The 25,160-nt window shown below is 38.9% G+C and carries 24 protein-coding genes and 2 pseudogenes; 13 read left to right on the forward strand and 13 right to left on the reverse strand.

The annotated features are described in order from the left end of the window. Positions 1–47: 47 nt before the first annotated feature. Together FB592_RS10315 and FB592_RS10320 are read left to right on the forward strand one after the other, a co-directional pair. Complete coding sequence (locus tag FB592_RS10315) at positions 48–671, forward strand: flavin reductase family protein (RefSeq protein ID WP_014478968.1); 624 nt, start codon at positions 48–50, stop codon at positions 669–671. 120 nt (positions 672–791) lie between these two features. After that, positions 792–2,234: a pyridoxal phosphate-dependent decarboxylase family protein gene (locus FB592_RS10320; protein ID WP_014478967.1), complete on the forward strand. Its 1,443-nt coding sequence runs from the start codon at positions 792–794 to the stop codon at positions 2,232–2,234. 67 nt (positions 2,235–2,301) lie between these two features. Here FB592_RS10320 and FB592_RS10325 read toward each other — a convergent pair. After that, positions 2,302–3,749 (reverse strand): annotated as a pseudogene (locus FB592_RS10325) (aminotransferase-like domain-containing protein). Positions 3,750–3,881: 132 nt separating this feature from the next. Here FB592_RS10325 and FB592_RS10330 point away from each other — a divergent pair. The 6 genes from FB592_RS10330 (at position 3,882) to FB592_RS10355 (ending at position 10,434) form a co-directional block, all read left to right on the forward strand. Further along, positions 3,882–4,784, forward strand: coding sequence for a DMT family transporter (locus FB592_RS10330; RefSeq protein ID WP_101501893.1), 903 nt, complete (start codon positions 3,882–3,884; stop codon positions 4,782–4,784). 256 nt (positions 4,785–5,040) lie between these two features. Beyond that, positions 5,041–5,742 carry a response regulator transcription factor gene (locus tag FB592_RS10335; protein WP_024572364.1) on the forward strand — a complete coding sequence of 234 codons (702 nt, stop codon included), beginning with the start codon at positions 5,041–5,043 and terminating at the stop codon, positions 5,740–5,742. A gap of 3 nt (positions 5,743–5,745) precedes the next feature. Beyond that, the gene (locus FB592_RS10340) at positions 5,746–7,194 is read left to right on the forward strand and encodes a HAMP domain-containing sensor histidine kinase (protein ID WP_038827559.1); all 1,449 of its coding nucleotides are present in this window, start codon (positions 5,746–5,748) and stop codon (positions 7,192–7,194) included. Next, on the forward strand, positions 7,191–8,330 hold the full coding sequence (locus FB592_RS10345; protein ID WP_103803984.1) for a hypothetical protein: 1,140 nt from the start codon (positions 7,191–7,193) through the stop codon (positions 8,328–8,330). The genes FB592_RS10340 and FB592_RS10345 overlap by 4 nt, the downstream gene beginning before the upstream one ends. 234 nt (positions 8,331–8,564) lie before the next feature. Next, positions 8,565–9,392 (forward strand): polysaccharide deacetylase family protein, encoded by an 828-nt coding sequence (locus FB592_RS10350; protein ID WP_031315635.1) that lies wholly within the window; start codon positions 8,565–8,567, stop codon positions 9,390–9,392. Positions 9,393–9,546: 154 nt separating this feature from the next. Beyond that, positions 9,547–10,434, forward strand: a complete 888-nt coding sequence (locus FB592_RS10355) for an LCP family glycopolymer transferase (RefSeq protein ID WP_031315636.1) — start codon at positions 9,547–9,549, stop codon at positions 10,432–10,434. A 69-nt stretch (positions 10,435–10,503) separates the two neighbouring features. Here the strand turns inward: FB592_RS10355 and FB592_RS10360 are convergent, their stop codons facing one another. From FB592_RS10360 to FB592_RS10380, 5 genes and pseudogenes are all read right to left on the reverse strand, one after another. After that, positions 10,504–11,295: a GNAT family N-acetyltransferase gene (locus FB592_RS10360; protein ID WP_120027822.1), complete on the reverse strand. Its 792-nt coding sequence runs from the start codon at positions 11,293–11,295 to the stop codon at positions 10,504–10,506. A 188-nt stretch (positions 11,296–11,483) separates the two neighbouring features. Then, positions 11,484–11,729: pseudogene (locus tag FB592_RS10365) on the reverse strand (low molecular weight phosphatase family protein). A gap of 58 nt (positions 11,730–11,787) precedes the next feature. Further along, the gene (locus FB592_RS10370) at positions 11,788–13,095 is read right to left on the reverse strand and encodes an arsenical efflux pump membrane protein ArsB (RefSeq protein WP_021481665.1); all 1,308 of its coding nucleotides are present in this window, start codon (positions 13,093–13,095) and stop codon (positions 11,788–11,790) included. A gap of 12 nt (positions 13,096–13,107) precedes the next feature. Then, the gene (aseR, locus tag FB592_RS10375) at positions 13,108–13,443 is read right to left on the reverse strand and encodes a metal-responsive transcriptional regulator AseR (protein ID WP_021481666.1); all 336 of its coding nucleotides are present in this window, start codon (positions 13,441–13,443) and stop codon (positions 13,108–13,110) included. Positions 13,444–14,011: 568 nt separating this feature from the next. Continuing rightward, positions 14,012–14,884, reverse strand: coding sequence for a YitT family protein (locus FB592_RS10380; RefSeq protein WP_021481667.1), 873 nt, complete (start codon positions 14,882–14,884; stop codon positions 14,012–14,014). A gap of 254 nt (positions 14,885–15,138) precedes the next feature. Here FB592_RS10380 and FB592_RS10385 point away from each other — a divergent pair, with 254 nt between their 5' ends. Both FB592_RS10385 and FB592_RS10390 read left to right on the forward strand, forming a co-directional pair. Then, complete coding sequence (locus FB592_RS10385; RefSeq protein WP_021481668.1) at positions 15,139–15,468, forward strand: winged helix-turn-helix transcriptional regulator; 330 nt, start codon at positions 15,139–15,141, stop codon at positions 15,466–15,468. Between the two features lie 82 nt (positions 15,469–15,550). Further along, positions 15,551–16,123, forward strand: coding sequence for an alpha/beta hydrolase (locus tag FB592_RS10390; RefSeq protein WP_031315637.1), 573 nt, complete (start codon positions 15,551–15,553; stop codon positions 16,121–16,123). Positions 16,124–16,175: 52 nt separating this feature from the next. On the opposite strand, the gene FB592_RS10395 is transcribed toward FB592_RS10390, so the two are convergent. Beyond that, positions 16,176–16,601 carry a MaoC family dehydratase gene (locus tag FB592_RS10395; protein ID WP_021481670.1) on the reverse strand — a complete coding sequence of 142 codons (426 nt, stop codon included), beginning with the start codon at positions 16,599–16,601 and terminating at the stop codon, positions 16,176–16,178. 191 nt (positions 16,602–16,792) lie between these two features. Further along, entirely contained in the window at positions 16,793–18,184 is a 1,392-nt protein-coding gene (pdxR, locus tag FB592_RS10400; protein ID WP_141949485.1) for a MocR-like pyridoxine biosynthesis transcription factor PdxR, read from the reverse strand. Positions 18,185–18,338: 154 nt separating this feature from the next. Between pdxR and FB592_RS10405 the strand changes: the two genes are divergently transcribed. After that, entirely contained in the window at positions 18,339–19,202 is an 864-nt protein-coding gene (locus FB592_RS10405) for a DMT family transporter (RefSeq protein WP_141949547.1), read from the forward strand. Between the two features lie 168 nt (positions 19,203–19,370). On the opposite strand, the gene FB592_RS10410 is transcribed toward FB592_RS10405, so the two are convergent. Next, complete coding sequence (locus tag FB592_RS10410) at positions 19,371–19,916, reverse strand: TetR/AcrR family transcriptional regulator (RefSeq protein WP_141949486.1); 546 nt, start codon at positions 19,914–19,916, stop codon at positions 19,371–19,373. A gap of 334 nt (positions 19,917–20,250) precedes the next feature. On the opposite strand from FB592_RS10410, the gene FB592_RS10415 reads away from it, so the two are divergent. Continuing rightward, positions 20,251–20,526, forward strand: coding sequence for an HPr family phosphocarrier protein (locus FB592_RS10415; protein WP_141949487.1), 276 nt, complete (start codon positions 20,251–20,253; stop codon positions 20,524–20,526). 273 nt (positions 20,527–20,799) lie between these two features. On the opposite strand, the gene FB592_RS10420 is transcribed toward FB592_RS10415, so the two are convergent. Further along, a complete protein-coding gene (locus tag FB592_RS10420; protein WP_015252739.1) occupies positions 20,800–21,123 on the reverse strand; it encodes a TVP38/TMEM64 family protein in 324 nt (107 codons plus the stop codon). A 217-nt stretch (positions 21,124–21,340) separates the two neighbouring features. On the opposite strand from FB592_RS10420, the gene FB592_RS10425 reads away from it, so the two are divergent. Further along, a complete protein-coding gene (locus tag FB592_RS10425) occupies positions 21,341–22,000 on the forward strand; it encodes a hypothetical protein (protein WP_061891303.1) in 660 nt (219 codons plus the stop codon). Between the two features lie 371 nt (positions 22,001–22,371). On the opposite strand, the gene FB592_RS10430 is transcribed toward FB592_RS10425, so the two are convergent. The 3 genes from FB592_RS10430 to FB592_RS10440 all read right to left on the reverse strand — a co-directional run bounded on the left by FB592_RS10430 (position 22,372) and on the right by FB592_RS10440 (position 25,099). Beyond that, a complete protein-coding gene (locus FB592_RS10430; RefSeq protein ID WP_141949488.1) occupies positions 22,372–22,965 on the reverse strand; it encodes a YdeI/OmpD-associated family protein in 594 nt (197 codons plus the stop codon). 236 nt (positions 22,966–23,201) lie between these two features. Continuing rightward, positions 23,202–23,576 carry a hypothetical protein gene (locus tag FB592_RS10435; protein WP_064671983.1) on the reverse strand — a complete coding sequence of 125 codons (375 nt, stop codon included), beginning with the start codon at positions 23,574–23,576 and terminating at the stop codon, positions 23,202–23,204. 230 nt (positions 23,577–23,806) lie between these two features. Beyond that, positions 23,807–25,099, reverse strand: a complete 1,293-nt coding sequence (locus FB592_RS10440) for an MFS transporter (RefSeq protein WP_141949548.1) — start codon at positions 25,097–25,099, stop codon at positions 23,807–23,809. Positions 25,100–25,160 lie beyond the last annotated feature (61 nt).

Genomic DNA, 25,160 nt, shown 5'->3' on the forward strand with positions numbered 1-25,160 from the left:
TTAATCCTTTACAATATAAATGTAAGCGTGACAAGGAGGAAAAAACGTTGGACATCAAAAAACAAGACACTCGTCAATTTAAGGAAATCAAACCCAAGATCATGTATTATGGTACCTCGACATTTCTTCTAACCACATTGAATGAGGATGGAACCACTAATATTAGTCCTATGTCTTCTTCTTGGGCTCTTGGACATTATATAATCCTTGGAGTAGGACTGGGAGGAAAAGCCATCGACAATTTGGAAAGACACAAAGAGTGTGTCATAAACTTGCCTGGCCCGGAATTATGGGAAAACATTGAAAGAATTTCATCTTATAGCGGAAAAAAGAGTATACCGCCTTTAAAGAAGCAGCTCGGATTTACATATAAAAAAGAAAAATACGAGGCAGCAGGGTTAACGCCTTTACAATCAAAAACAGTATCACCAACACGAATTAAAGAATGCCCTATCCAAATCGAAGCCGAAGTGAAACACATTCGGCTTCCAGAATATGAATCGTCATTCGCAATTGTAGAGACGCAGGCACTGCATTTTCATGCCGAGGAAAGTATCATTCTGGACGAAAACCATATCAACCCTTCCAAATGGAGCCCGCTTATCTATAATTTCAGACATTATTTTGGTTTAGGAAGAGAAGTCGGAAAGACTTTTCGTTCAGAGACATGATCATTTTAAGACCAAGCTAAGACTTGGTCTATTTTTATAATAGATAAAAGCACACGTCATTGTCATGCTGTCATCATGATATAATTGAAAAAATTGTAATGACAGGAGCGTGCGGCCTCGATGGAATTATCTTTTCTACCTAAAAACACATTCATAGACCCTAATGGACATAATACAAATGAAGTAAAAAGCTTAGTCGATCAATTAGCCGGATTAGTTATTGAACATTCGAGTCATGCTGCAAAGAGAGACACACTGCCTGCTGTGGAGTCTTTTGATTATAGTGATATACCCGAAACTGGTATAGAAATTGAAAATATCTTGGTAAACCTGCAGGGTATCATCAAAAACTCAATGAATCCTCAAAACCCAAGATATATGGGCCATATGGATTCAATCCCCACTCTCATTTCATGCTTGGGTGACTTCATAAGCAGTTCCCTTAATAACAATATGCTAAGCCTTGAGATGTCCCCTGTTTTTTCAAAAGTGGAAGCACAGTTACTCAAAACCATTGCCCGTATGTTTGGATATGATGATAAGTCAGGAGGAGTGATGACAAGCGGCGGAAGTCTCGCTAATCTGCATGCACTTACAGTAGCAAGAAATCATCAATTAAATATGAAAAAGACAGGTATCTTCGGACTTTCTGGACAGCCTGTCATCTTTGTTTCGGACGTCAGCCATACCTCCCTGCACAAAGCAGCTATGATCCTAGGTTTAGGTACCTCCAGTATCATTCCGGTAAAAAGCAACAATCTGGCCCGCATGGATATTCATGATTTAGAAATAAAAATTCATCGTGCAAAGAGTGAAGGCCACATTCCATTTGCTGTTGTCGCAACTGCCGGAACAACTGTGACAGGAAGCATAGATCCAATTTTGCCAATTGCCAGAATCACAAAGGAAAACGGACTGTGGCTGCATGTAGATGCAGCATATGGCGGCGCTTTAATTTTTTCTGAAAAATATCGTGATAAACTGAGTGGTATCGAAATGGCTGATTCCATTACTTTTAATCCGCAAAAGTGGATGTACATCACAAAGACCTGTGCAATGACTCTTTTTAAAAATCGTGAAATACTTGAAACTGATTTCCGTATATCTGCCCCTTATATGAATGAAACTGATTTTATTAATCTGGGTGAATTAGGTGTTCAAGGCACGCGGCATGCTGATATTTTAAAATTATATTTATCACTTCAACACGTTGGAACAAAAGGATACAACCAGTTGATAAATAAAAGTTTCGCACTAAACGAAGAATGTATAGAACAAGTGAAACAGCGGCCTTTTCTTGAGCTTTATTGTGAGCCAGATACAAACATCTGCTGTTTCCGAGGTATACCGCATGACATTGAAAAGGATCAATGGGATAACTGGAACCTGGAACTGCAGCAGTTCTTATTGAAAGAAGAAAATATCTTCTTGTCATTGCCGGAATGGAAAGGAAACCGCTGGCTGCGTGCTGTGTTCCTCAATCCATTTATAACAGGTTCGCTTATAAAACAAATGTTCAGAAAAATAGATCAATTTTATGATCAATATAAACAAATTGTTTAATAAAACTCACCAGATCAAGCCAACATTAGCTTGATCTTTTTTTAGGAAATATCCTTGTGAATAAATACTACCTGCTAGCCAATTCTTTAATCATTAAACCCAACTCATAAATCCCCTTTTGAAGGTCTTCAAGAGATGCATAAGCATATGATAAACGAATATAATTCCCTTTTTCCTGAGCATAGATACTGCCGAGATTGAGCAGAATCCCTTTTGATAAGGCTTTAGTATAAAGTAATTTCATTGATATGGAAGGCAATATTTTTATCCAGACAAAAAACCCTCCTTTTGGGATATTCCATGTCGCCACATCTTTCAAATGAGTTTCTATAGCACTCAAGGCCAATTCTCTTCTCACCTTTAATTGCTGCCTAACCTTTTCTACATGCTGCTGGTAGTGGCCGGAAGTAAACCACTCTGCCGCTACTCTCTGGGATAGCGAACTGGATCCGTAATCTGTTTGCATTTTAATGTCAGATAAACGTTCAATCACCGGTTCCGGTCCGACGATCCATCCAATCCTCAAACCTGGGCTTAATGTTTTCGATAAACTTCCTATGTACAGTACGTGTCCATTTTTATCAATTGTTTTAATAGGATATGGCGGAATTTCATCGATCCATAACTCACGATAAATGTCATCTTCAATAATAGGAAGCTGTGTATTCTCACTTACTGCCAGGATCTCTTCACGCCGCTTTTTAGACATAAGAATACCAGTCGGATTGTGAAAACATGGATTTGTATATAAGATAGCCCTTCCCCGCTCTCCTCTTGTTAAATGAACATTTTCAGGCAAAAGTCCTTCATTATCCATAGGAAGTCCAGTCAGCTTCATACCAGCTGATTGAAATACGTGTAATGAATAAAGGTAGGAGGGCTGATCAAGATAAACGGTTGATCCTCTTTGTAACAGCCCCATTGATATCAGCTGCAAGGCTTGCAACGCTCCTGAGACAATCAGAATGGAAGAAGATGAGACGTTGATTCCAATGGTTTTTAAATAGTTGCTTAATGCCTCCCTCAAAGGTAAGTAACCTTTTGGTTCTTCATAACCGAATGCCTCCATGTGATGAGATACCTTCCCCATCATCTCTTTCATAACAGCCAAAGGAAAAATCTCAGGTGAAAGCTCACCTTTGCTGAGCTGTATCAGATCCGGATTGGATTCCGATTGATTGATCTCTTGAACGATTTTCCGGCTTGGCATCTGAATGCCAGAGGTGACATATTGATCCCAATCGGGAGCAGAATTCTTAGCCATCAGTGTCCATGTGTTGTTGATAACAACTGTGCCTTTCCCCATTGTGCCTTCTATTAACCCATCGGCCATCAATTCCTCTAACGCTGTAATCACTGTGCTCCGATTTACCTGAAAATCTTTTGCAAGCGTGCGCTGGCTTGGAATCTTGCTTCCAATTGGCCACTCTCCATTTCCTATTTTCTCTTTAATAAAATGAACGATTTGTCTGTACTTAGGGAGCTTTTTCATCTTTTTTTTTCTGGAAAGCTCATAGAATCGGTCTCCTTAAAATAAATTGGTTGGGTCAAAATCCGTTTAACTGGTTGAAGCCATATCACCAAATCTTTATTAATATAAAAACACATTAAATAACTGGTTGGTTTTTGTAAAGAGGAGTGAGAGGAATGCGAAAGAAAACAGTTCAAATAATTATATCTCATAGTCTCATGATTGGTTTATGGGCATCTGCTTTTCCGGGAATTCGCGCAGGACTAGAAGGGTACACACCAGAACACCTTGCTTTATTTCGTTTGTTAATCGGCTCTATGGCATTATTGCTTTTTGCTGTTTTGACTCAGATGCGCCTACCCGACTTGAAAGACATTCCTGCCATTTTTCTTTTAGGGTTTTTAGGATTTGCACTCTATCACATTTTGCTGAACATCGGTGAAAAAACAGTTAGTGCCGGAGTTGCAAGCTTACTCGTTACTACGGCACCGATCTTCTCAGCCATGCTATCCCGCCTGTTTTACAAAGAGCATTTTGGATTTACGAAATGGCTTGGCTCTATGATCAGTTTATTGGGTGTATTATTGATTGCATTTGGGGCGGGAGACTTTACATATTCAATGAGCGGTATCTTGGTCATCCTGCTGGCAGCATTTTCGGAGAGTATTTATTTCGTTTTTCAAGCCCGCTATATAAAAAAATATGGTTTTATTCCATTCGTTACATTCACCATTTGGGGCGGAACAATACCTATGCTTGTGTTTCTGCCAGGCTTAGGCGAAGAGATGATGAACGCTTCAATAAGCGCAACTTTGTCTATCGTTTACTTAGGATTATTGCCGACGGTTATTCCTTACTTCGCACTAGCATATGTCACTTCACTCGTCGGTGCTTCAGAAGCAACCCTTTCACTTTATGTTACACCGGCTTTAGCCTTGATCATATCTTGGATCTGGATCGGCGAAATACCCACACTGATCTCTCTGCTAGGCGGAGTGGTTACAGTTGGCGGGGTATGTTTTACCTATTTAACACCCAATAAAATCAAACGATATGGAAACGCTCTTATACATAAATAAAGAAGATACCCGCATCATTTGGTATCTTTTTAATAAGCTCATTTATCAATTAAAATTGCATTGTTTACCATAGTCCTCTAATCCAACGATAGCTCAATTCCCCCGATTTTGTTGACGATGGTGAAAATATATCCAATTATAGTTTGGTCTGAAGTTCTGAATAATCACTATTAAAAAGAATGCTATAATGAGTGATATTGCAGAATCTAAGATAGATATATTCAATTTAATCATGAAACAGGGAATGAATGAAATAATGGATAAAACGAAAATACTTATTATTGAAGATGATGAAGCAATAGCAGATCTGCTTTCATACGGGCTTACGCAGGAAGGTTTTCAAACGTGTACTGAATCTAACGGAGCTTTAGGGATGAAACAGCTAGACCAATTCAAACCCGATCTTCTGCTGCTTGATTGGATGCTGCCAGATTGCAGCGGATTGGATATCTGTAAAAAAGTGACCCAACGCTATAATATCCCTATACTTATGATCACCGCAAAGTCAGATATCACTGATAAAGTCCTTGGGTTGGAATTTGGGGCTGACGATTATATTACAAAGCCATTTGACTTGCGTGAAGTTATCGCCAGAATTCGTACAATACTCAGGCGTCTTGAACAAGCTAACCACGTGAATGATCGAGGATCGTCTAATGAGGATCACATTCAATTAAAAAATATTGTGATGATCCCAGACGAAAGAATAGTAAAAAAAGATGGGATCATTGTTGATTTGACTCCTAAAGAATTTGATCTGCTTAAGACATTGATTGACCATCGTGGAAAAATCTTTACACGTTCAGAGCTGTTGGAATTTGTTTGGGGCTACGATTTTGCCGGGGATACACGTACGGTAGATACTCATATCCAAAGACTCCGTAAAAAACTGGATGCAAGCGACCTCATTAAAACAGTGTTTGGCATTGGATATAAATTCGAGAAGCAGGAGGAGTAGAGAGTGTTACGGACGATCAAGGGTAAATTTATTATTGGTTTTTTTCTGATTTTTTCTCTCTCTTTCCTAGTGCTCAATCAAACGGTCAAAAGCGTCATTTGGTCAAGCAATGAAAAAATTGTGACCTCAGATTTAATAGACTTAAAAAAAAACAGCATCATGTATATCAATCAAGCATTTTTAATCAATCATTATAAAAACAATGAATTATACTTCGGCGATATGGCCGATGAAATAGTGGATAGTTTAACTCATTCAACAGGAAGCAATGTAGGCGTTTATACCGTAGATGGCACTTTGTTGTCTTCTTCTAATAAAACAGTGTTTTCGCAAGGCATTGACGAGGACCTAGCAAAAGCAATTAACGGAAAAAATGCTTATCATATCACCTATGATCGAAATCAAGCACAGGTGTTTTTTTCTTATCCAGTTGTCATTGATGGTGCAAAAGTTGGCATATTGCGTTTTTCTAAAGATTTTAATTTGCTTTACAAACAAAGCGGAGAGATTTTAAATATTATTTTTTATATCGCTCTTGCGATATTTGTGGCGGCGTTTCTTTTCTCTTATATACTCTCCAGACACATCACGATTCCAATCGTCAAGCTGACAGAGGCCACCTCAGAAGTCAAAAAGGGCAAGCTGGATGTGGATATCCATTTTTCTAGAAAAGATGAAATTGGCCAGCTTACGGTTAATTTCAATGATATGATCACCAGAATTAGGGATCAAATTTCAACTATCGAAAAAGATCGGGACAGGTTAAAGGAACTTAATGAACAGGAAAAACGTTTTTTTGACAATATGACCCATGAACTGAAAACACCTCTGACTTCTATTCAAGGCTATGCTGAAATCATAAAACAAAAAGGGGAATCAGATCAGGCGTTTTTTGATAAAGGAATGAATCATATTGTTGAAGAAAGCCGGCGTCTGCACAATTTGGTTATAAAACTTCTTGAGGTATCTAGAGAAACCTCTAAAGAACAATTCGATAGGATTGATGCAGGAACGATTTTGAAAGATGTATGCGAATCTATGAAATTTCGTGCAGAACGATATAAAAAGAAGATCACCTATGAGATAGAAGACAGTCTCTATGTGTATGGTCAAAAGAATAGAGTGCGCCAACTCTTTATTAATCTTTTGGACAATGCGATCAAATACAGTTTATCTCATTCTGAAATCATGATTCAGGCTAAAGTTACGGGAGATCAGGTTCTTTTTATGTTCAAAAATCCAAGTGATCCATATGACGACAACCAATACACAAAAGTGTTTCAGCCTTTTTATTCAATAAACCAAAAGGTGACGGAAGAAGGAAGTTTAGGGTTGGGGTTAAGCATAGTTAAAACAATTGTCGAAAAACATGGAGGAACAATCAAGATGTTCTACGAAGAAAACCATACAATCATCACTATTGAACTAGCTTACATGAAGGTTGAGAACTGATCATGAAGAACAAACGGTTTATTATATTGTCAGGGATATTATTGATTTCCTTGATTTTTGTATCCAGTTATAATATGGGCAAGCGATCTGAAACCATTATCATTCCAAACAAGGAAGAGAGCCAGATTGATGACGATCAGAAGTCGGACTCCTTTCAGGTGAAGAAGATATATCGCCTCCCTCAAGCTGACCAGTTGCTTGGCTGGTCTTCATCAAACTCTGTAGTTGGTTTTTTCAAAGGAAATGACACAACGGAAGGTAAAGCGCAGCATCTTCAGAATGTCTCCTATCCTTTTGAAAAACCTGAAACTCTGCAGAGCATTGACCGCAATACTTCCAACCTTAAGTTGTCTCCCGACGGGAAAAGTATCGCCGGATTAACGATGTCATCAAATAAGATAACACTAAATCTAATATCACTGACGAACAGAAACAAAAAGGAAGTAGCCAGCTTTTCTTCTAGCAAGGATGCCTTTGTACAGGATATTTCATGGTCAAATAATAGCAAATACATTTGTTATCTTGTCATTGACACGGCAAAAAGTGACCAGACTGCGGTCAATGTATTCAACATAGATTCCGGAACCCTCAAAACGTATCCATTGAAGAATGTTGATGAAAAGGATTCGCTTACGGCAGTTTCCATTTCAGATGATGGACACAGTTTGCTGCTAACCATGTTACAAGGGCAACAATATCGCATTATGACGGGGACCATCAGCGGTGACAGCATCACTATTCAAAATAAGCGGCAGATTAGCCCCTATGGTGAACCTGTTTGGTTAAACAATGACCAATTTGTATTTTTAGGTATCGGAGAAACCTTATACGAATACGACCTCAGAAACAGTGAGCTCTCTGTTCTGCTCGAAAATGTAGCTGTTTTTACCATATCTAATGATCGAAAGAAGATCGCTTACTCTTTATATGACAAGGACAATACTTATGCAGGAAAGCTGCAAGGGAAAAATGTCCTCTACGCAGAACCTATATACCACGGCACCAGCCCATCAGAAATATATTGGAGTCCAGATGGCAGCAACCTGCTCGTTTATGAACAAAACCGGTATATTTCTATGGAAAACTCATCAGCCCGATTTTTTGACGATCGCTCTTATATCATATCCTTCAAGTAAACCTTATTTCTATTGAAATAAGGTTTTTTCTTATACCTGCAAGATATTACATAACAATGATTCCTTCATTTGTTGACATTTTGTTTACAAGTTGATCAAACTTCTGCGATAACTCTCATCTATATTAAAAGAGCATCATTTTTACCGGGCTTTGTCTCCATTGGTCCTTCTAATTTATGTGACTCGTTCGCGAGAAAACTAGTTTTGATATCTACAATTGAGGAGTTGGAAAAAGTGTCAAATTCACCAAGAAGGGATCGTAAGTTGAATCAAATAGGAAAAATAGGTTTTGGGATATTGATTATTCTAGGTGTAACGTTACTATGCATTTCCTGGAAGGCACTTGCCGGCCCAAAGCAGGAACCAATAAAAGAAAGTACAAACGCTTCTGAGCAGGCGCATATAGAAACACACAAAAATTCAGCACAGAAAAAAGAACAAAAAAAACCTGCTGAAATCGGGAAGGTCGTTTATTTAACATTTGATGACGGACCAAACCCTGCTGCTTCAGAGAAAATTATGGATTTGCTTCATAAATACAATGCAAAGGGAACGTTTTTTATGTTAAAACCAAATATCGAGCGAAATCCTAATATTGTGAGAAAAATGGCGGAAAACGGTCATTCTGTTGGGTCTCACGGCGTGACGCACCAGGTTTCCGAAATCTATAAATCCCCTGAAAGCTTTGCTGCAGAAATGAACGATACATTAGACTACATTAAAGAAACAACCAAAGTCAACACGCATTTAATAAGAGCACCTTACGGGTCAAAGCCTTACATTACTGGCCCTTTTAGAGATGTTGTGGAGCGTGATCATTTTAACCTGTGGGATTGGACAGTTGACTCAGAGGACTGGAAGTACACTCATGGAGAGTTTGTTAAGAGTGTCATTCAGCAAGTCAAAACCCTTGAAGGAAAAGAGCCGCTTATTGTATTAATGCATGAAAAGCCGACTACCGCGGCGTATTTGGAACAATTATTAAAATATTTCCGGGAAAGCGGATACGAAATGAAAGCAATTCATGATTCAATCAAACCGGTACAATTCAGATTCAATTGAAGTATAAATTTAAAGTATCTTATATGAACTACAAAATATCACGAAGATAAAAGAATTATTTATTAGAGAACCGTTAAGAACCAGTACAACATATAAATATTCAACTTGATCAGGAAGGAATTTGATAGTGAAAATCGGGAGAAGGAAACTGAAAATGCAGAGTATTTTATTGTTTGTTCTAGCCCTCTTGTTAACCATTGGAGGCCTGACCTGCTATAGCATTTACCGAAACGTAGCAAAATCGGTCAACCATATGTATGAACCTCTGCAAAGAGATTCTAAGCAACAAGATGCTAGTCTTGGGCATGATCCTATATCGATTCTTTTGCTGGGAGTAGATGAACGCCCCGGTGATAAAGGACGACCTGATTCGATGATCGTACTGACTTTAAATCCAGAGACGAAAACATCGACGATGGTAAGTATACCGCGTGATACCAGAGTATTTATGCGATCAAAGAATACCAATATTAAAATGAACGCAGCATATACTTACGAGGGTATTGAAGGTGCCGTTCAAACCGTTGAACAATTTTTAAACATCCCAATCAATTATTATATCAAAGTCAATATGGAAGGGTTTAAAGATATTGTAGATGAGATTGGCGGAATCACAGTGAATAATGATTTCCCTTTTACCCTTGAAGGGGTGCATATACCAAAAGGGGAACAGCACCTGGATGGAAAGGTTGCCCTTAAATACGCACGGATGAGAAAAGAAGATCCTCGCGGTGATTTTGGGCGGCAGAAGCGGCAGCGAGAAATCATTAACCAAATTATTCACGAAGGAGCACAATTAAAATCATTAAAAAACTATCAAGGAATTTTGGCTGCCTTAGAAAAAAATATACAAACAAACTTAACACTTGATAAAATGATTGATATTCAACGCTCTTATAAAGAAGCCGTTCAACATGTCAAACAGATCGAAATAAAAGGTGAGGATAAAAAGATAGATCACTTATGGTATCATGTTGTAACTGATAAAACGAGAAAGGACTTATCGAAGAAACTTCGCCAGCAATTAAATCTAGATTCTTAATAAAATAAAAACCGGTATTCACCAACCGCTTACTCATGTAAAGAGAAGAGTTCTTACCTCTTCTCTTTTTTATGATTTCCCGGAATAAAAAAGAGAGTATTCGATTATTTTCTTAAACCCTAGTTTAGCTGCTAATGCAATGGACGAATTGTTGCAGATATCACAATCCCAGCTAGGAACAATCCCATTTTCCATACAAAACGCTATAAACCTATTTGCTACGCAATAAGCTAACCCCAGTCCTCTATATTCTTCAAGTGTATAGATATCCATTTCCGCTCGATTATGCCCTAAAAATATAGAAGTACACTCACTTACTACATGATTGCCATGTAATACGGCAAATCCAAAACCTTTTGAAGCAAACTGTGAGACAGAATCCCAATACTCCTCATAATACGCGCTGTTAAACGCTGTGCTGTGTGAAATGATGTCTTCGTCTATTCTTTTCAATACAAGCCCCTTTGGCAGTTGCAAAGTCTTTTTGAAAGATTTTGGTTGATAAGAAAATGCAGCTCTTCTCATTTGGTTTAAGTCATCTTTCAGTATGGGTTTCAGTACGCTATCCCATGTATCACTGGAAGAAAACAAGGTAAATCGTTTTGATGATTTCACTTGTTCTTCATAATATCCTGCAATGAAATCATGAAAATCCCGATTCCCTTGGTCTCCCGCAATAAAATAAATGCCTGATTCAGCTCCTATAAAAAACGATTTAGGAAAGGTTTGATCATCTGCATAAACAGCTCCCGGAATGGTTTGATCTAATATTGAATAGACAAATGTGGGACAATATTTGTCATCAAACATTGTTTTTAAGCTACTATACTTTTCTTTTGTTAATTCCTGCAAAACAGACAACTCCTTTAAAACACCGTCTTCTTCTTGATTCTGTTCACAAAATCAATTTTCCTCTGTCACCAGCAAATAACTTCCCTGTTACGAATCTCAGACAAATAAAAACAGGTGTCTGCACTCAGCCCGCAGACACCTGTTGAACAACACATAGCATTATATAAACCCAAGAAAACGCTGAGTATATCGATTCTTTATTCCCCAGTTACAGCAAACTGTTTTAAACGGTCACCAATTTCAGCACGGACCCTTTGAAAACACTTCTTCTGTTCCGTGTGCTTTTGCCGGATCATCAAATTTATCCGATGTTTGATTTGAAATATCAATCCCTGCTTCTTTCATTGCTTTGACAGCACTCGATGTCATCCATGAGCTTCGATTCCTGCGCTGTACACATTCCACTTGTCCCCAAGGTATTTTCTCCCCCACCCTTCAGCCATTTGGCTGCGGCAAGAGTTACCAGTGCATTGTTTTCCTTGATATAGTGACCTTGTCCTTTTAGAAACAAGAATGGATTATCAGCAGCCAAATATACAGGCCGACAAGTGTGATCAATAAAGTGGGTATCGTGAGGATAATTCCTGTTTTAAAATACGTGCCCCAGGAAATTTTCATACCTTTGTGCGAAAGAACATGAAGCCATAATAATGTCGCCAAGGAACCAATCGGTGTTATTTTAGGTCCTAAATCTGAACCGATCACATTTGCATAAATAAGCGCTTCTCTCATCATCCCATGTGTATCTGTACTGGCAATAGCCAATGCGTCAATCATAACAGTCGGCAAGTTATTCATAATGGAAGAAAGAATCGCCGCAATAAAGCCCATTCCAATTGTCCCAGCAAACAATCCTTGATCAGCTGCGGCTTGAATCACATCTGAAAGGACATCCGTTAATCCGGCATTTCGGACACCATACACAACAACGTACATGCCAATTGAAAAGAATACGATAGCCCATGGCGCCTCTTTCATCACTTTCTTTGTATGGACGGCCGGACTCTTTTGCGCAGCGATTAAGAAAATGATCGCAATGCTGCCCGCTACCACTGATACAGGGATAGAAAAAAATTCACTTGCAAAATATCCAATTAACAGCAGCCCTAAGATATACCATGACAGTCTGAACATGTTTTGATCTTTAATTGCTTCAACAGGTTTTTTAACCTCAGTCAGATCATAGCGTTTTGGTATGCTTTTTCTAAAGAAAAGGTAAAGTACAATGATGCTCGCCAGCAGCGAAAACAAGTACGGGACAACCATTCTGGATGCATAATCAATAAACGTAATATGAAAATAGTCCGCTGAAACAATGTTGACCAAATTGCTCACTACTAAAGGAAGCGAAGTGGTATCCGCAATAAATCCGCTGGCAATGATAAAAGGAAAAACTAATTTTTCATTAAAATGTAATGCTCTGACCATCGCTAATACAATTGGTGTCAATATAAGAGCTGCACCGTCATTTGCAAATAACGCGGCGACGATAGCCCCTAATAGAGATACATAAACGAACATCCGCACACCGTTTCCTTTTGCAGCCTTAGCCATATGAAGCGCTGCCCATTCAAAGAAACCGATATTATCAAGAATTAACGATATCAGTATGATAGCCACAAAAGCCAAGGTCGCATTCCAAACAATCCCTGTCACAGTTAACACATCATGAAAATTGACAACACCTGCTATTAGAGCTAAAACTGCGCCTCCACAGGCTGACCACCCTATAGATAAATTTTTCGGCTGCCATATGACCAATACTAGAGTTAATAAAAAGATGAATACTGCCAAAATCATTGATGTCATTCTAATGCCTCCTTACTGGCAACACGCTTGAGTTTTCTTTTGTTTGATATGGTTTAACAATTCATCCTCCTGATCGATTTGATGTAAGATCAATTGCAATGTATCAAACTCAGGACAGGAACCATTTATTGAATAATAACGCCATTGGCCTCTTCTTTCCTCATTCACAAAACCTGCGTTTCTTAATTTCCGCAAATGCTGGCTTATGGCGGGCTGGCTCATTTCGAACATATCAACCAATTGACAGACACAATATTCTTTTTCAAGAAATAATCTCATCATTATAAGCCTAGTTTGATCACTAAGTGTTTTCAAACAACGAGTCATCGCCGCAACATCAATCGTCATATGAGCTCCTCCTTCCCAAATCAATATATAAGCAAATCATTATATACACGCCAAATGATTCTACATTCCCCTTTACGTTTCCATATGTAGCGCTCCGTATATCTTAAGGATCAAAACTTCGAAACGAAAACCTGAGTAGCTCCCCGCGTTACCTTAGCGCCACCGTCATTATATAAACTTTTATTTATATAAACAATCCCTTATATTTGGAACATCAAATATGTTTGATTCAATTAATATCAATCTCTTTATTTTCCTTTACCCATTGTACATTGAACCGAGTACGGCAATATAGCTTGTGTTTGCTTTTGGTTTTTGGCAGGAAGGATGGCCAGGACAACACTTATGGCGGACAAAGCATTTCATTCCCAAATCAGTAACTGAAATGGATATCGGACAGGAAAGCATAATAGCAATCAGCAAAATACAAAAAATACCAAGGGTTTTGATACCCTTGGTATTTATGATTGAGACCTTCACCGGTTATTCACCCACAAGCCTCAAAAAAGTGTTTTTGATTAAATTACCCGCGGCATGTCAGTTACGGTTAAAAAGGTCATTCTATTTTTTAGTGATGATTAAGATTTCTAAAATTGCTGCCCTTCACTTCAGCTACGTCATATACGGTGACAAAGGCGGATTTATCAATATCATTAATAATTTCCTTTAGTTTGGTTTCTTCTAAACGGTTGATGACACATGTGATTTCTTTAAATTTCTCGTGGGAAAAACCCCCGTAAGCTTCTTTATATGTGGCGCTTCGGCCTAATTGATCACGTATTGTCTCTACCATTAATTCAGGTTGGGTTGTAATAATTTGAAAGGTTTTAGAGCCGCTTAAGCCTTCCTCCACAACATGAATCACTTTGGATGCAATGTAGTAAGCAATGACTGAAAGCAATGCCCCTTGTAAGCCAAATACTGTGGAAACAAAAATAAACACAAATAGGTTTAAGAATAGAATGAGATCGCTCGTTCCGAAGGGCAGTTTTCGGGATAGCAGCACAGCAAGCATGTCAATACCATCTAATGCGCCGCCATTACGCAGCGCCAGCCCCATTCCAAATCCAAGGATAATCCCGCCGACAACGGTAATTAACAGGGTATCTCCTTCTATGATTGCGGGTGTGTGGTGGAAAAAGCTTGTCCCCGCGGCAAGCGATACGATTCCGATAATTGATAATAATGCAAAGCTTTTCCCTATTTGCTTATATCCTAACCAGACAAATGGAATGTTGATCACAGCAATCAAAATCCCCAGCGGCAAGTTGAATAGCTGTGAACCAACGATGCTAAGACCCGTCACCCCTCCATCAGATACACTGTTTGGAATGAGCACTGTTTCTAGTCCATATGCCGCAATGATTCCTCCAATGATAACCATGATGATTTGGAAAATCATTTTCGCTTTAAATTTCTTATGTTTTTTGGTTGTATTCATACCATTCCTCATTTCTCAAATATTTCGTTATATTTAAATATACCATAATAGATATTTCCAGCTAAAAACATGCGTTTTTTTAAATAAAGTAATTAACAGTAAGGTAACCCTCTTTGACTTAGAACATTCATGTACCGTATCGCCTGTTGAGCAAGCGGCCCCTTTCACTTCAGATCGTGAATCGCCCTCAAACTTCAACACCGAAAATCCTAATTTATTCTGATATGATACTTAAAAAAGGAGGTTTGATTACAATGAATAACCTGTGCCGCAGTAAACAAGCCCCATTTGAATACACCTTATCTCTTATAGGGGGCAAATGGAAAATGAGAATCCTCTATGAGTTAGGGTGTGAAAAAACGATGAGATACGGCGAGCTGAAAAGGGCTATGCCCTTCATCACCCATAAAATGTTAAGCGCACAGCTTAAGGAATTGCAAACTGACGGCCTTATTCATCGGTATGAGGTTTCTCAAACCCCACTGAAAGTAGAGTATTCGTTATCTGACAGAGGGCGATCTTTGTACCCCCTCATAGATGAAATGTGTAAGTGGGGAATGGCACAAGGAATGCCTCATATGTAAAACTACTTACAAAAAAGTGCGTACTTGTTTCCCATTGAGAGGAATTTTATACTGAATGAAAATGCTTCGTGTGGAGGAAAAAATGACAAAACAAGTCTATATCATTCATGGCTACGGAGCCTCCTCAACAAATCATTGGTTCCCTTGGCTGAAAAAACGCCTGCTCGCAGATGGGGTCAAAGCAGACATTTTAAACATGCCTAATCCGCTCCAGCCAAGACTTGAGGATTGGCTGGATACACTCTCTTTATATCAGCACACTTTACATGAAAATACGTATTTGGTTGCGCACAGCTTAGGTTGCCCCGCCATTTTGAGATTTTTGGAACATCTTCAATTACGAAAACAGCTTGGCGGAATCATACTTGTTTCCGGCTTTGCCAAATCATTGCCCACTTTAAAGATGTTAGATGAATTTACACAGGGATCGTTTGATCATCAAACAATCATTGAGTCCGCGAAGCACCGTGCTGTCATTGCTTCTAAGGACGACCAAATTGTGCCTTTTTCATTCAGCAAGGATCTGGCACAACAAATTGATGCTGCGTTATATGAAGTTCAGCACGGAGGTCATTTTCTAGAAGATGAGGGATTTACTTCTTTGCCTATTGTTTATGATGTTTTAACCTCTTATTTTTCAAAGGAAACTCGCTAACATCTTTCACCCATCTGCTTCAATCGAGCCCGCGAAAAGCGGGCTTTCTGAGTTATCGTTTGATCAATACAGATAACTCACCTTCAAACACTTTTACTTCTTTTTGATTATAAGTAGATAGCAATACTGTGAGTATTCCCAATTCATTTCTCTTTGGCTGCTTATCAAGAACCTTAACAATTGTAAACAATTCATCATCCGGATATACAGGTTTTATGAATGTCATATGATTCATCTCTGTTCCGGCTATAATATCGTCTCCATAGAAACCTTCTTCAATCCAAAGTTTAAAAGATATGGCCAGTGTTTGTATGCCGGAAGCGATAATTCCATTAAATCTGCCTTTATTCGCTTTTTCTTCATCTACATGCATATACTGAGGGTCAAATTCACCCGCAAACCGCATAATATCATCTTTTGATACTTTTAATGATTTCGTTTTGAAGACCTGGCCAATTGTAAACTCATCTAACTTCATTCTTACACCTCTATTTTTCAATTGTCTATTTTGTTTATTTTAGCACTGTGATGAGCAAATAAAAAATTCTGTTTTCGCTAAACAGACGTATCGTGGCCTGGACTGCAGGCACTCATCATATACTTAAATAATATTGAACAGCTCTCAACACTTAGTCGTCACTTTGCCGTTTTGCTAAACTGAAAGCTCCCTCATATCTTCCAGGCAGCCTTCAGTTTTTTTATGCCTTCTCTTATGTCGGATTCAGAAACCCCTGCAAACCCGAGCGAGACCGTTTTTGTAGGAGGATGATGTTGATAAGAAAGAGAAACAGGATAAATTTTTACTCCATGTTTTTTCGCCTTCTCAATTAACTCTTTTTCACCAAATGGCAAATAAACGTCAAGTAAGATACGAAGCCCAGAGTTTTCTCCGCGAATTCTGACATGCTCTCCTAATTCCCTTTGCACTGCCTCTAATACAATGGCTCTTTTTTTGCGGTAAAGTTTTCTCATTCTGTTGATGTGTTTTTGCCACTCTCCATTTTTTATAAATTCAGCTAGGGTTAGCTGACTGTGGCAGGACACTGTTTGCTTATATAAGGACGTGATTTCATGCCCCTTTTTTAAAAGAGGCGAAGGAAGAATCATATAGCTGATACGCAGCGAGGGCAAAAGAGACTTAGAAAAAGTGCCCATATAAATGACACGGTTATGCTGATCAAGCCCTTGCAGAGAAGGAACCGGCTGTCCTGTGTACCTAAATTCCCCGTCATAATCATCCTCTATGATAAAGGATTGATGTTCGGCCGCCCATTTGAGCAGCTGAATTCTTCTGTTTATTGTCATTATGGTTCCCAGCGTAAATTGATGGGAAGGTGTGACATATACAAGGTTTGGCTGCTGTTCTTTGATCTTCTGTATACAGATTCCTTCATCATCGACTGGTATCGGAACAATATTCATGCGATTGGCTTCAAAAATTTTGCGTGCTCTTGGATAACCAGGATCCTCATACCCTATAGAAATATTCGGCTCAAAAACTTGGCACAAGATTTGCAGCAGAATAGGGTTCCCGGCACCTATAATCACTTGTTCAGGGCCGCAATAAACACCCCGAGATTGATACAGGTACTCTGCAATGAGTGTTCTCAGCTCAAACTCTCCTAAAACATGACCCGGCCGATAAAGCTCGTGTCCATATTGGTCTAAGCTATTGACCATGCTTTTTCGCCATGCGGAAAAAGGGAAGTAAGAAGAATCTACATTCCCATAATGAAAATCAATCGATTGTTTATTTTCTTCTGCTTCTTGTTGAATGGGTGTTGTGCTTGGCATTCTATCATAAGCAAAATCAGAATCATGATAATCAGCAAACCACCCGCTTCTTGGCTTGCTCACAATATAGCCCTCAGCAGCGAGCTGTTCATAGGCACGCTCTACAGTCGTTTGGCTGATGGAAAGCTGATTCGCCAGGAGTCTTTTTGAAGGAAGCTTCATTCCTTTTTGAATACGGCCCCGATGCATATTTTCTTTAAAATATCGATAAAGCTGCTGATAAAGCGGAATATCCAGATTTCTATCCAAAAAAGGCGTGATATCCATTTGCGCGTTGTTCTCCTAACTGGTATGCATTTTTTTATGAAAACTGGCTGTTTATAAAAGGCCAATTCCAGTTTATAGTCATTGTAATCCTTAGCTACTGGTTTTGTTAAGAAAATACAGACAATGAACAAGAAAGATATGTGGAGTGATTGTAATGAACAAACGAACAAATGGCTGGATAAATGGTTTTATAGGCGTACTCATTTTCAGCGGCTCGCTGCCTGCGACCCGTTTGGCTGTGTCGGACTTCGATCCGCTGTTCCTCACCGTATGCCGCGCTGCGATAGCTGGTGTACTGGCGGGAGGTCTCCTTCTCATCTTCCGGCAGCAGCATCCTTCCAAAAGAGACCTCATTTCATTATTAGTGGTAGCGTTTGGCGTAGTGATTGGTTTCCCGTTGCTGACAGCTTTAGCGCTTCAGCATGTCACTTCCGCACACGCCATTGTCTTCATTGGACTTCTTCCACTCGCAACGGCGGTCTTCGGCGTACTGCGCGGGGGTGAACGCCCTCGGCCCGTCTTCTGGATTTTCTCAACCGTTGGCAGCTTGTTAGTAGCAGGTTTCGCCCTCATTCAGGGGGGAGGTTCATCCCCGCTTGGCGACGCGTACATGCTGGCTTCTATTGTCGTATGCGGTCTCGGTTATGCAGAAGGGGCCAAACTTTCACGGCGTCTGGGGAATTGGCAGGTGATCTCATGGGCACTCGTTCTGTCGCTTCCTCTTATGCTGCCATTGTCGTTCTTTTTTACGCCGGACTCATGGTCGGCGATCGGCGTTCCCGCGCTACTCAGTCTTGCATATGTATCCTTATTCAGCATGCTGATTGGCTTCGTGTTCTGGTATCGAGGTCTTGCCCAAGGGGGAATTGCAGCGGTTGGGCAGCTCCAGCTTCTCCAGCCTTTTTTTGGACTGCTGCTTGCCTCAGTGATACTGCACGAGAAAGTAGGCTGGGCACTCGTAGCAGTGAATATCGCCGTTATCATGTGCGTTGCCGCAGCTCGGCGATTTGCAAAGTAAGGCAGACCATTAAGCATAAACTTCAAAAATGCATGAAAGTATAAAAATACCAAGGGCCTGCAACCCTTGGTATTTTGTATGCGATCGAGGAGACTTGAATCTCTCGCTTAGACAAATAAGTCACATTCTTGTTCCTAACGATTCGCAACACCCATTTACCTGACGCCATTATAAAATCCGCACTAACAAATCCCCCACTTTTTCTGCCATGACACGAGGCGGGTAAGGCATTTCGTTTTTCAACCACCATTCCACTACCCCTACGTAAGCATTTGCTATAAATTCAACAATGACATCTTCACTTTGGCCGTAATTCTTGCCTTTCGTTACATCTACATCTTTCCTGAACTCTTCGATATTAAACTTAAGGAACTGACTGCGAAAATATCGAGCGCCTTCACTGGCTAACATCGTCGAAAAGAATAAATAATTACTCTCAAGGTATTCCATGCAGTGTACAGTCGATTCAATCCAGTCCATTTCAGCTGCCGACTCACAAAAATCCCCCATATTGTTTATATGCTCTTCCATAATTTTTTCTAATAGATCAAATTTATCTAAGTAATGAAGATAGATTGTTCCCCGGTTTACATTTGCCCTTTCAGAAATTTCCTTAATCGTAATATGATCAAAACTTTTTTCAGTCATCAGCTCAATCAGAGCTATTTTAATAGCCTCTTGGCTTTTGGTTATTCTTCTATCCACTTTGGACATAGCTTTTCACCAAACTTTCTTAAGATAATCAACAATTTAGAGTGGAATGTTGAATAATCAACAAATCGCCTGAATGTAACCATTGTACACACCATGTTTTTATTTACAATAATAAACAAATGTTGATTAGTGAATCATGCTTTTTTCTCGAATGAAGTCATTGTCCATTTTAGTTAGTTGAGAATTATTTTGTAAACACAAAGAAAGAGTGTTATTTCAAAATGCAGAGAAAATGATGAAATTAGACCGCTTATCCTAAAGGTACTCTAAATTCAAATTTGATCTGCAACCCAACTATAAATCCGTCAAGAGGCAGAATGTAATGAGGTGAAGAATGATTAAAAGACAATTTACGATCATTAAGGAAACAGGGTTTGCGAGACCGGCTACCCTGTTAGTCAGTATAGCTCATCGGTTTACATCAGACATTTTTCTTGAATACCAAGGGAAAACTGTTAACCTCAAACAATCACCCAAATCCATAATGGATATTATGGATTTAGGAATTAAACCCGGAACCAAAATATATATACACGCAAATGGATCTGACGAAGCGAAGGCTATACAAAAAATGAAAGAGCATTTACTAAACAACGATTATATACAGTAATCAAAATCTATCGTAGTAGCGAGATTGTTATCGTTGATTTATTTATTTTGCGGCAAAACAGCTTTTCAGTTCATGCGTTCATTTATCGTCTGGTGATCATTCAACCTAAAATACAAAAATAAAAAAGGATCTACAAACGAAAATGGAGGGTTTATATATGTGCAGCAGAACATAATACCAAGGGCAGTTATACCCTTGGTATTATTGGATACAGAAAGAACTTAAATCTCTACAGGTGCTTATAAGCTATAAATGGTTAGTCCCGTGGCATTTCTATGTGCTCCGTTTATGCTTAAGGGTATTCCACATTTTAATGGATACAATAGAAACCAAAACAAATGATGCGACAACCAATACAGTTCCCATTAATGACTCACTAAAATTGATCACAATGAAACTCGAAAATATCAATAAAGGGATATTCGTAACGATAACCGTTAAAATGTAAGTGGTATACTTGATTCCTACAGCTGCCGATAAAAAACAAACGACATCTGTTGGAGCTATTGGATAAATCATCCCCAGCGCCAAAAACTTATAATTGTAAGTCTCCAATAATTTTTTCAACTCTGGATATTTACGTTCTAAATCCTTCATCATGTTCCCGCTTGAAAACATAGAAAAAGGGGCAAAACTTCTTAAGAATTCTTAAGTTTTCGCGATGTTATTCAAGATCGTTTCCTCTTCTTAACAGTTTTCAATATCATCCTATCTATTCCATGGTAATATTTAGATACATAAACTTATATATGAAGCTGACCTGAGTTAATGGAGAGGGAGGAATGAATGAATGAATGAATGAATGAATGAAAGAATGAAGAAACACAGAAAGATATATTTTTGTATTACTGCCCTGCTGCTCATGATTTTGCTTGCTGGATGTACGGGCAGTAAGGATGAAGAAGCACATCAACCTTCAAATCAAGCTTCTGCTGTGCAAACTGACGAAAAACACACTGAGCCTGAAGAGAGAACCAAAATACGCAAGGATGAAGCGGAGCCAATAACAGAATCAGAAGAATTCGCAACAAAAGCTGCAAATGAGACCTCTTCAGCAGAAGAGAAAAGCAAAGAAGACAATGTATTGGCAGCATACTCTTCGGAAAAAATCGAATATGCCAGAGTTTGGCTTCAACTTGGACCTAATCAAGAGATAGATGAATTAAATGTTCGACATATTTCGGCTGGCGAGCCAATTAATCCTAATGATGATACAAGTGCCAGCTATCCAGAAGATGTAACCCAGTTAGCAGGTTCTCGTTTAGTGGATGGATCAGTCACTTATCATGGCAATGGGGATGGCACGATTCATGTATATAATGTGCCTTTACGCTGGGATTCCGCTGATGATGTAGAAAAAGGCGTCATGAGGGAAGTGACTGAGAATATCATAAAAAACAGAAAAACAGTGTATGTTGATACAGGTGACAAGGAAAAAATCAAGCGGCTCATTGATATCATGATGATTCATTAATCGTATTCGTTTGTCTGTACCTGACTAAATACAATGGTTAATAAGGAAATAAGATATATTAATATAAAAACAAAGTTTGAAGTGCAGTAACTTGCTGAAAAATCTTCCGGTTCTATTAGTTCTCCTAGGCATTCTAAATGTGATGAGCCGTACCATTGAGCTATTTCATTGGATCGTATGATTTCTAGGTGTTGCATTAATATTTTATAACGCTGTCTAGTGGCATACAATGTTAATCAAAAGAAGCATTTCGGCAGTAAGTGAATGTTGTCCTAAGAAAAAACAAGCATCTTACTATGCTTGTTTTTTCTTCTATAGAAAGTATCTTATTACGCTATGATGCTATTCCTTTAGCCTGAACCTTGGCGTGCCTAATCCTTTAATCCCTTTCCATCGAGAATTTTTTGCACATATTTTTCGACTCTCGATTCTCGGGTTTTGGATTGTTTGGCTTGAGAAAAATAAAGAGTGTATGCTCTTTGCCGTCCCGGGGTCAATGCTTCAAAAGCAGTTTTCAATGCAGGGATTTCATCGAATTTTTTTTGAAGTTCTTCAGGAATGTTCAATTCAATATTTTTGTTAACTTCCACTTTCAAACCGGCTTTTTCAACTTCAATGGCTTCGTGAATATAGGCTTTCAAAATGTTTTCTAGCTCATTTATTTCCTGAACATTTGTAAACCGAATCTGGCGCGCCGCCTGTACATTCTCCGTTTGTTGTATGAGAATTCCATGGGCATCCTGTAATAGGGCACCTTTGTGAAACAGAAGCGCACAATATTCTTTAAACCCATGTATTAAAACGACATTTTTATTATTGTATGTGTAACAAGGATGCATCCACTTAAAATCTTCAGTCAGCTCACAGTCAAGAATGATGGTTCTCAACTTCTCAAATTCTTCCTTCCACTTTTTCGCTTCACTTAAAAATTCATCAACCTTCGGATTTGTTCTGCTATTTGTCATGAAGGAATTCCCCTCTTTCCAATCTTTTTACTTTTACGTGAATTCACAATAATGAAGTCCAGTTTTATTTTTGACATCTCGGTATTTATTTTATTCTTCTATAGGTTCCTTCTCTTATTATTCAATAGATTAAGCTTAAAGTAGGGATGATGCAACAACAAAAAAAGAAGGCCCACAAGCCTTCTCTTTTTGTATAATTATTTCACTGACAATCTGAAAAAATAACAATTCGATGATTATATATCTTTTTTATTCTTGCCAATGCATAAGGTTACGGCAACACTAGCTATACTGACTAAAGTTCCTGCAATAGAAACTAGAATTGTCAAAAAGCCATTGGGAATAAGAAATCCAATTGGAATGAGTCCCAGAAAAGTGAAAACGATAAAACATTGGTATACACCAGATATTATTCTTACAACCAAATTGCCAAAAAAGGACATGACTAATGGAGGGATAAATAAAAATACAACGATCCCAATTGAGATCATCAAGATAAGAGGTTCATCAAATGAGATGACATGATCTCCAGGCGACTCTTTAGCAGCCGCTAAAACAACAACGATAGACATCATTAGTGTAACAAAAACAAGAGAAAACCTTTTTAACAACGTTATGACTCCTTTACCTAAAGCGAGTAATCCTGCCTTTTTCAAATCCGATAACCATTTTATGTGATTCAATTAAAGAATATGCAGTGAGTGACACAGCTATAAGGAATCCTGGTCAAATCTTTATAATAGATTTAATGGAGCAACTATAGTTCGTTAGAATATTAGACGACGCAATAGACTTTATCTAACAATATAACAAATTAATGTAAATTAAACAATCCTATCCTTTAGCGGCCCCTAAACCATACCACCACTGGAATGAGTAATAAGGACAAAATCCCTCCAGTAAATGATAATGCGAGGTAACTTGACCCTGCCACAATCATTCCAGATAATGCTCCGCCAGCAGCTCCTGACAACGCAATCAGAACATCCACTGTCCCCTGCGTTTTAGCTCGTGTGGCACTATCAGTTGAATCTACAATAAGGGCAGTCCCGCTTATCAAACCAAAATTCCACCCTAATCCCAGTAAAGAAAGAGCAATGACGAGAAGAACCATAGAATCTCCCGGAGCAAATGCTGCTATTACACCTGCCAAAAGCAACGTTGTTCCAGAGGAAATAGCCATTGCGGTACGTCCCAACCTATCTACAAGAACACCTGTAACCAGTGAAGGGAGATACATAGCACCTATATGAAAACCAATAACAAGACCGACTGCACCCAAGTCATGCCCATGATGTCTCATATGAACCGGTGTCATTGTCATAATAGCTACCATTACTATTTGGGTAAGAATCATAACCGTTGCCCCAACGATTATCCCTTTTTTGTTTTCTGTATGCTCAGTTGCCGCCAAATGTCCTTTATCACCAGGCTCTTCATTTGCCGCTTCTATTGTTCTTGCTATAACTAATGGATCTGGACGAAGCATAATGAAAAGGACCACACCTGCTAAAATATATGCTGCTGCGGCTAAAATGAAAGGGCCAGCAAGTGATGGAACACCAATAGAAAGAGCGAAATCCCCCATCACATTCACTAAGCTTGGACCTGCCACTGCGCCAAATGTAGTAAAAACCATGGTTATACTAACAGCAGTCGCTCGCTGCTTATGATTTGCTAAGTCTGTACCTGCATAACGGGCCTGTAAATTAGTGGCTGTACCTGCACCGTAAATAAGCAACGAAATAAATAACAAGAAAATACTATTTATGATTGCTGCCATAATAACGCCTATTGCTCCAAGTCCGCCAATCATAAAGCCAGCTGAAAGACCTGTTCGACGGCCATAACGTTGAGAAAGTCTTCCAACAATTAATGCAGATCCTGCTGACCCTAAAGTAAACAAAGCAGAAGGAAGACCAGCAAACGCATCAGTGCCAAGCATTTGCTGTGCAATAAGCGCACCGACAGTCACTCCTGCCGCCAGCCCCGCACCGCCAAAAATTTGTGAGATACTCACAACGATTAGTGTACGCTTGTATAACGATTTTTGTTTTTCTGGTGAACTGATGTAGCTTTGTAATGAAGCAGTTTGAACATCTATTGCTTTTACGCTGTCCTTGTCTAACATCATCTGACCTTCCTTTCTAAAAGCCAATTTTGTATAAACCTCCCTCTAGATGTGGATCATCATA

This window comes from Bacillus sp. SJZ110 (genome assembly GCF_006715455.1).
Taxonomy (GTDB): domain Bacteria; phylum Bacillota; class Bacilli; order Bacillales; family Bacillaceae; genus Bacillus; species Bacillus subtilis.

Bases quoted from the DNA above. Each gene is read 5' to 3' on its own strand.
- aseR (WP_021481666.1), bottom strand. From the start codon at position 13,443: ATGACGATTGATGTTGCGGCGATGACTCGTTGTTTGAAAACACTTAGT.
- FB592_RS10440 (WP_141949548.1), bottom strand. From the start codon at position 25,099: ATGATGTTAGACAAGGACAGCGTAAAAGCAATAGATGTTCAAACTGCT.
- FB592_RS10320 (WP_014478967.1), top strand. From the start codon at position 792: ATGGAATTATCTTTTCTACCTAAAAACACATTCATAGACCCTAATGGA.
- FB592_RS10390 (WP_031315637.1), top strand. From the start codon at position 15,551: ATGACAAAACAAGTCTATATCATTCATGGCTACGGAGCCTCCTCAACA.
- pdxR (WP_141949485.1), bottom strand. From the start codon at position 18,184: ATGGATATCACGCCTTTTTTGGATAGAAATCTGGATATTCCGCTTTAT.
- FB592_RS10385 (WP_021481668.1), top strand. From the start codon at position 15,139: ATGAATAACCTGTGCCGCAGTAAACAAGCCCCATTTGAATACACCTTA.
- FB592_RS10410 (WP_141949486.1), bottom strand. From the start codon at position 19,916: ATGTCCAAAGTGGATAGAAGAATAACCAAAAGCCAAGAGGCTATTAAA.
- FB592_RS10330 (WP_101501893.1), top strand. From the start codon at position 3,882: ATGCGAAAGAAAACAGTTCAAATAATTATATCTCATAGTCTCATGATT.
- FB592_RS10380 (WP_021481667.1), bottom strand. From the start codon at position 14,884: ATGAATACAACCAAAAAACATAAGAAATTTAAAGCGAAAATGATTTTC.
- FB592_RS10335 (WP_024572364.1), top strand. From the start codon at position 5,041: ATGGATAAAACGAAAATACTTATTATTGAAGATGATGAAGCAATAGCA.
- FB592_RS10355 (WP_031315636.1), top strand. From the start codon at position 9,547: ATGCAGAGTATTTTATTGTTTGTTCTAGCCCTCTTGTTAACCATTGGA.
- FB592_RS10370 (WP_021481665.1), bottom strand. From the start codon at position 13,095: ATGACATCAATGATTTTGGCAGTATTCATCTTTTTATTAACTCTAGTA.
- FB592_RS10420 (WP_015252739.1), bottom strand. From the start codon at position 21,123: ATGAAGGATTTAGAACGTAAATATCCAGAGTTGAAAAAATTATTGGAG.
- FB592_RS10430 (WP_141949488.1), bottom strand. From the start codon at position 22,965: ATGACAAATAGCAGAACAAATCCGAAGGTTGATGAATTTTTAAGTGAA.
- FB592_RS10415 (WP_141949487.1), top strand. From the start codon at position 20,251: ATGATTAAAAGACAATTTACGATCATTAAGGAAACAGGGTTTGCGAGA.
- FB592_RS10395 (WP_021481670.1), bottom strand. From the start codon at position 16,601: ATGAAGTTAGATGAGTTTACAATTGGCCAGGTCTTCAAAACGAAATCA.
- FB592_RS10425 (WP_061891303.1), top strand. From the start codon at position 21,341: ATGAAGAAACACAGAAAGATATATTTTTGTATTACTGCCCTGCTGCTC.
- FB592_RS10405 (WP_141949547.1), top strand. From the start codon at position 18,339: ATGAACAAACGAACAAATGGCTGGATAAATGGTTTTATAGGCGTACTC.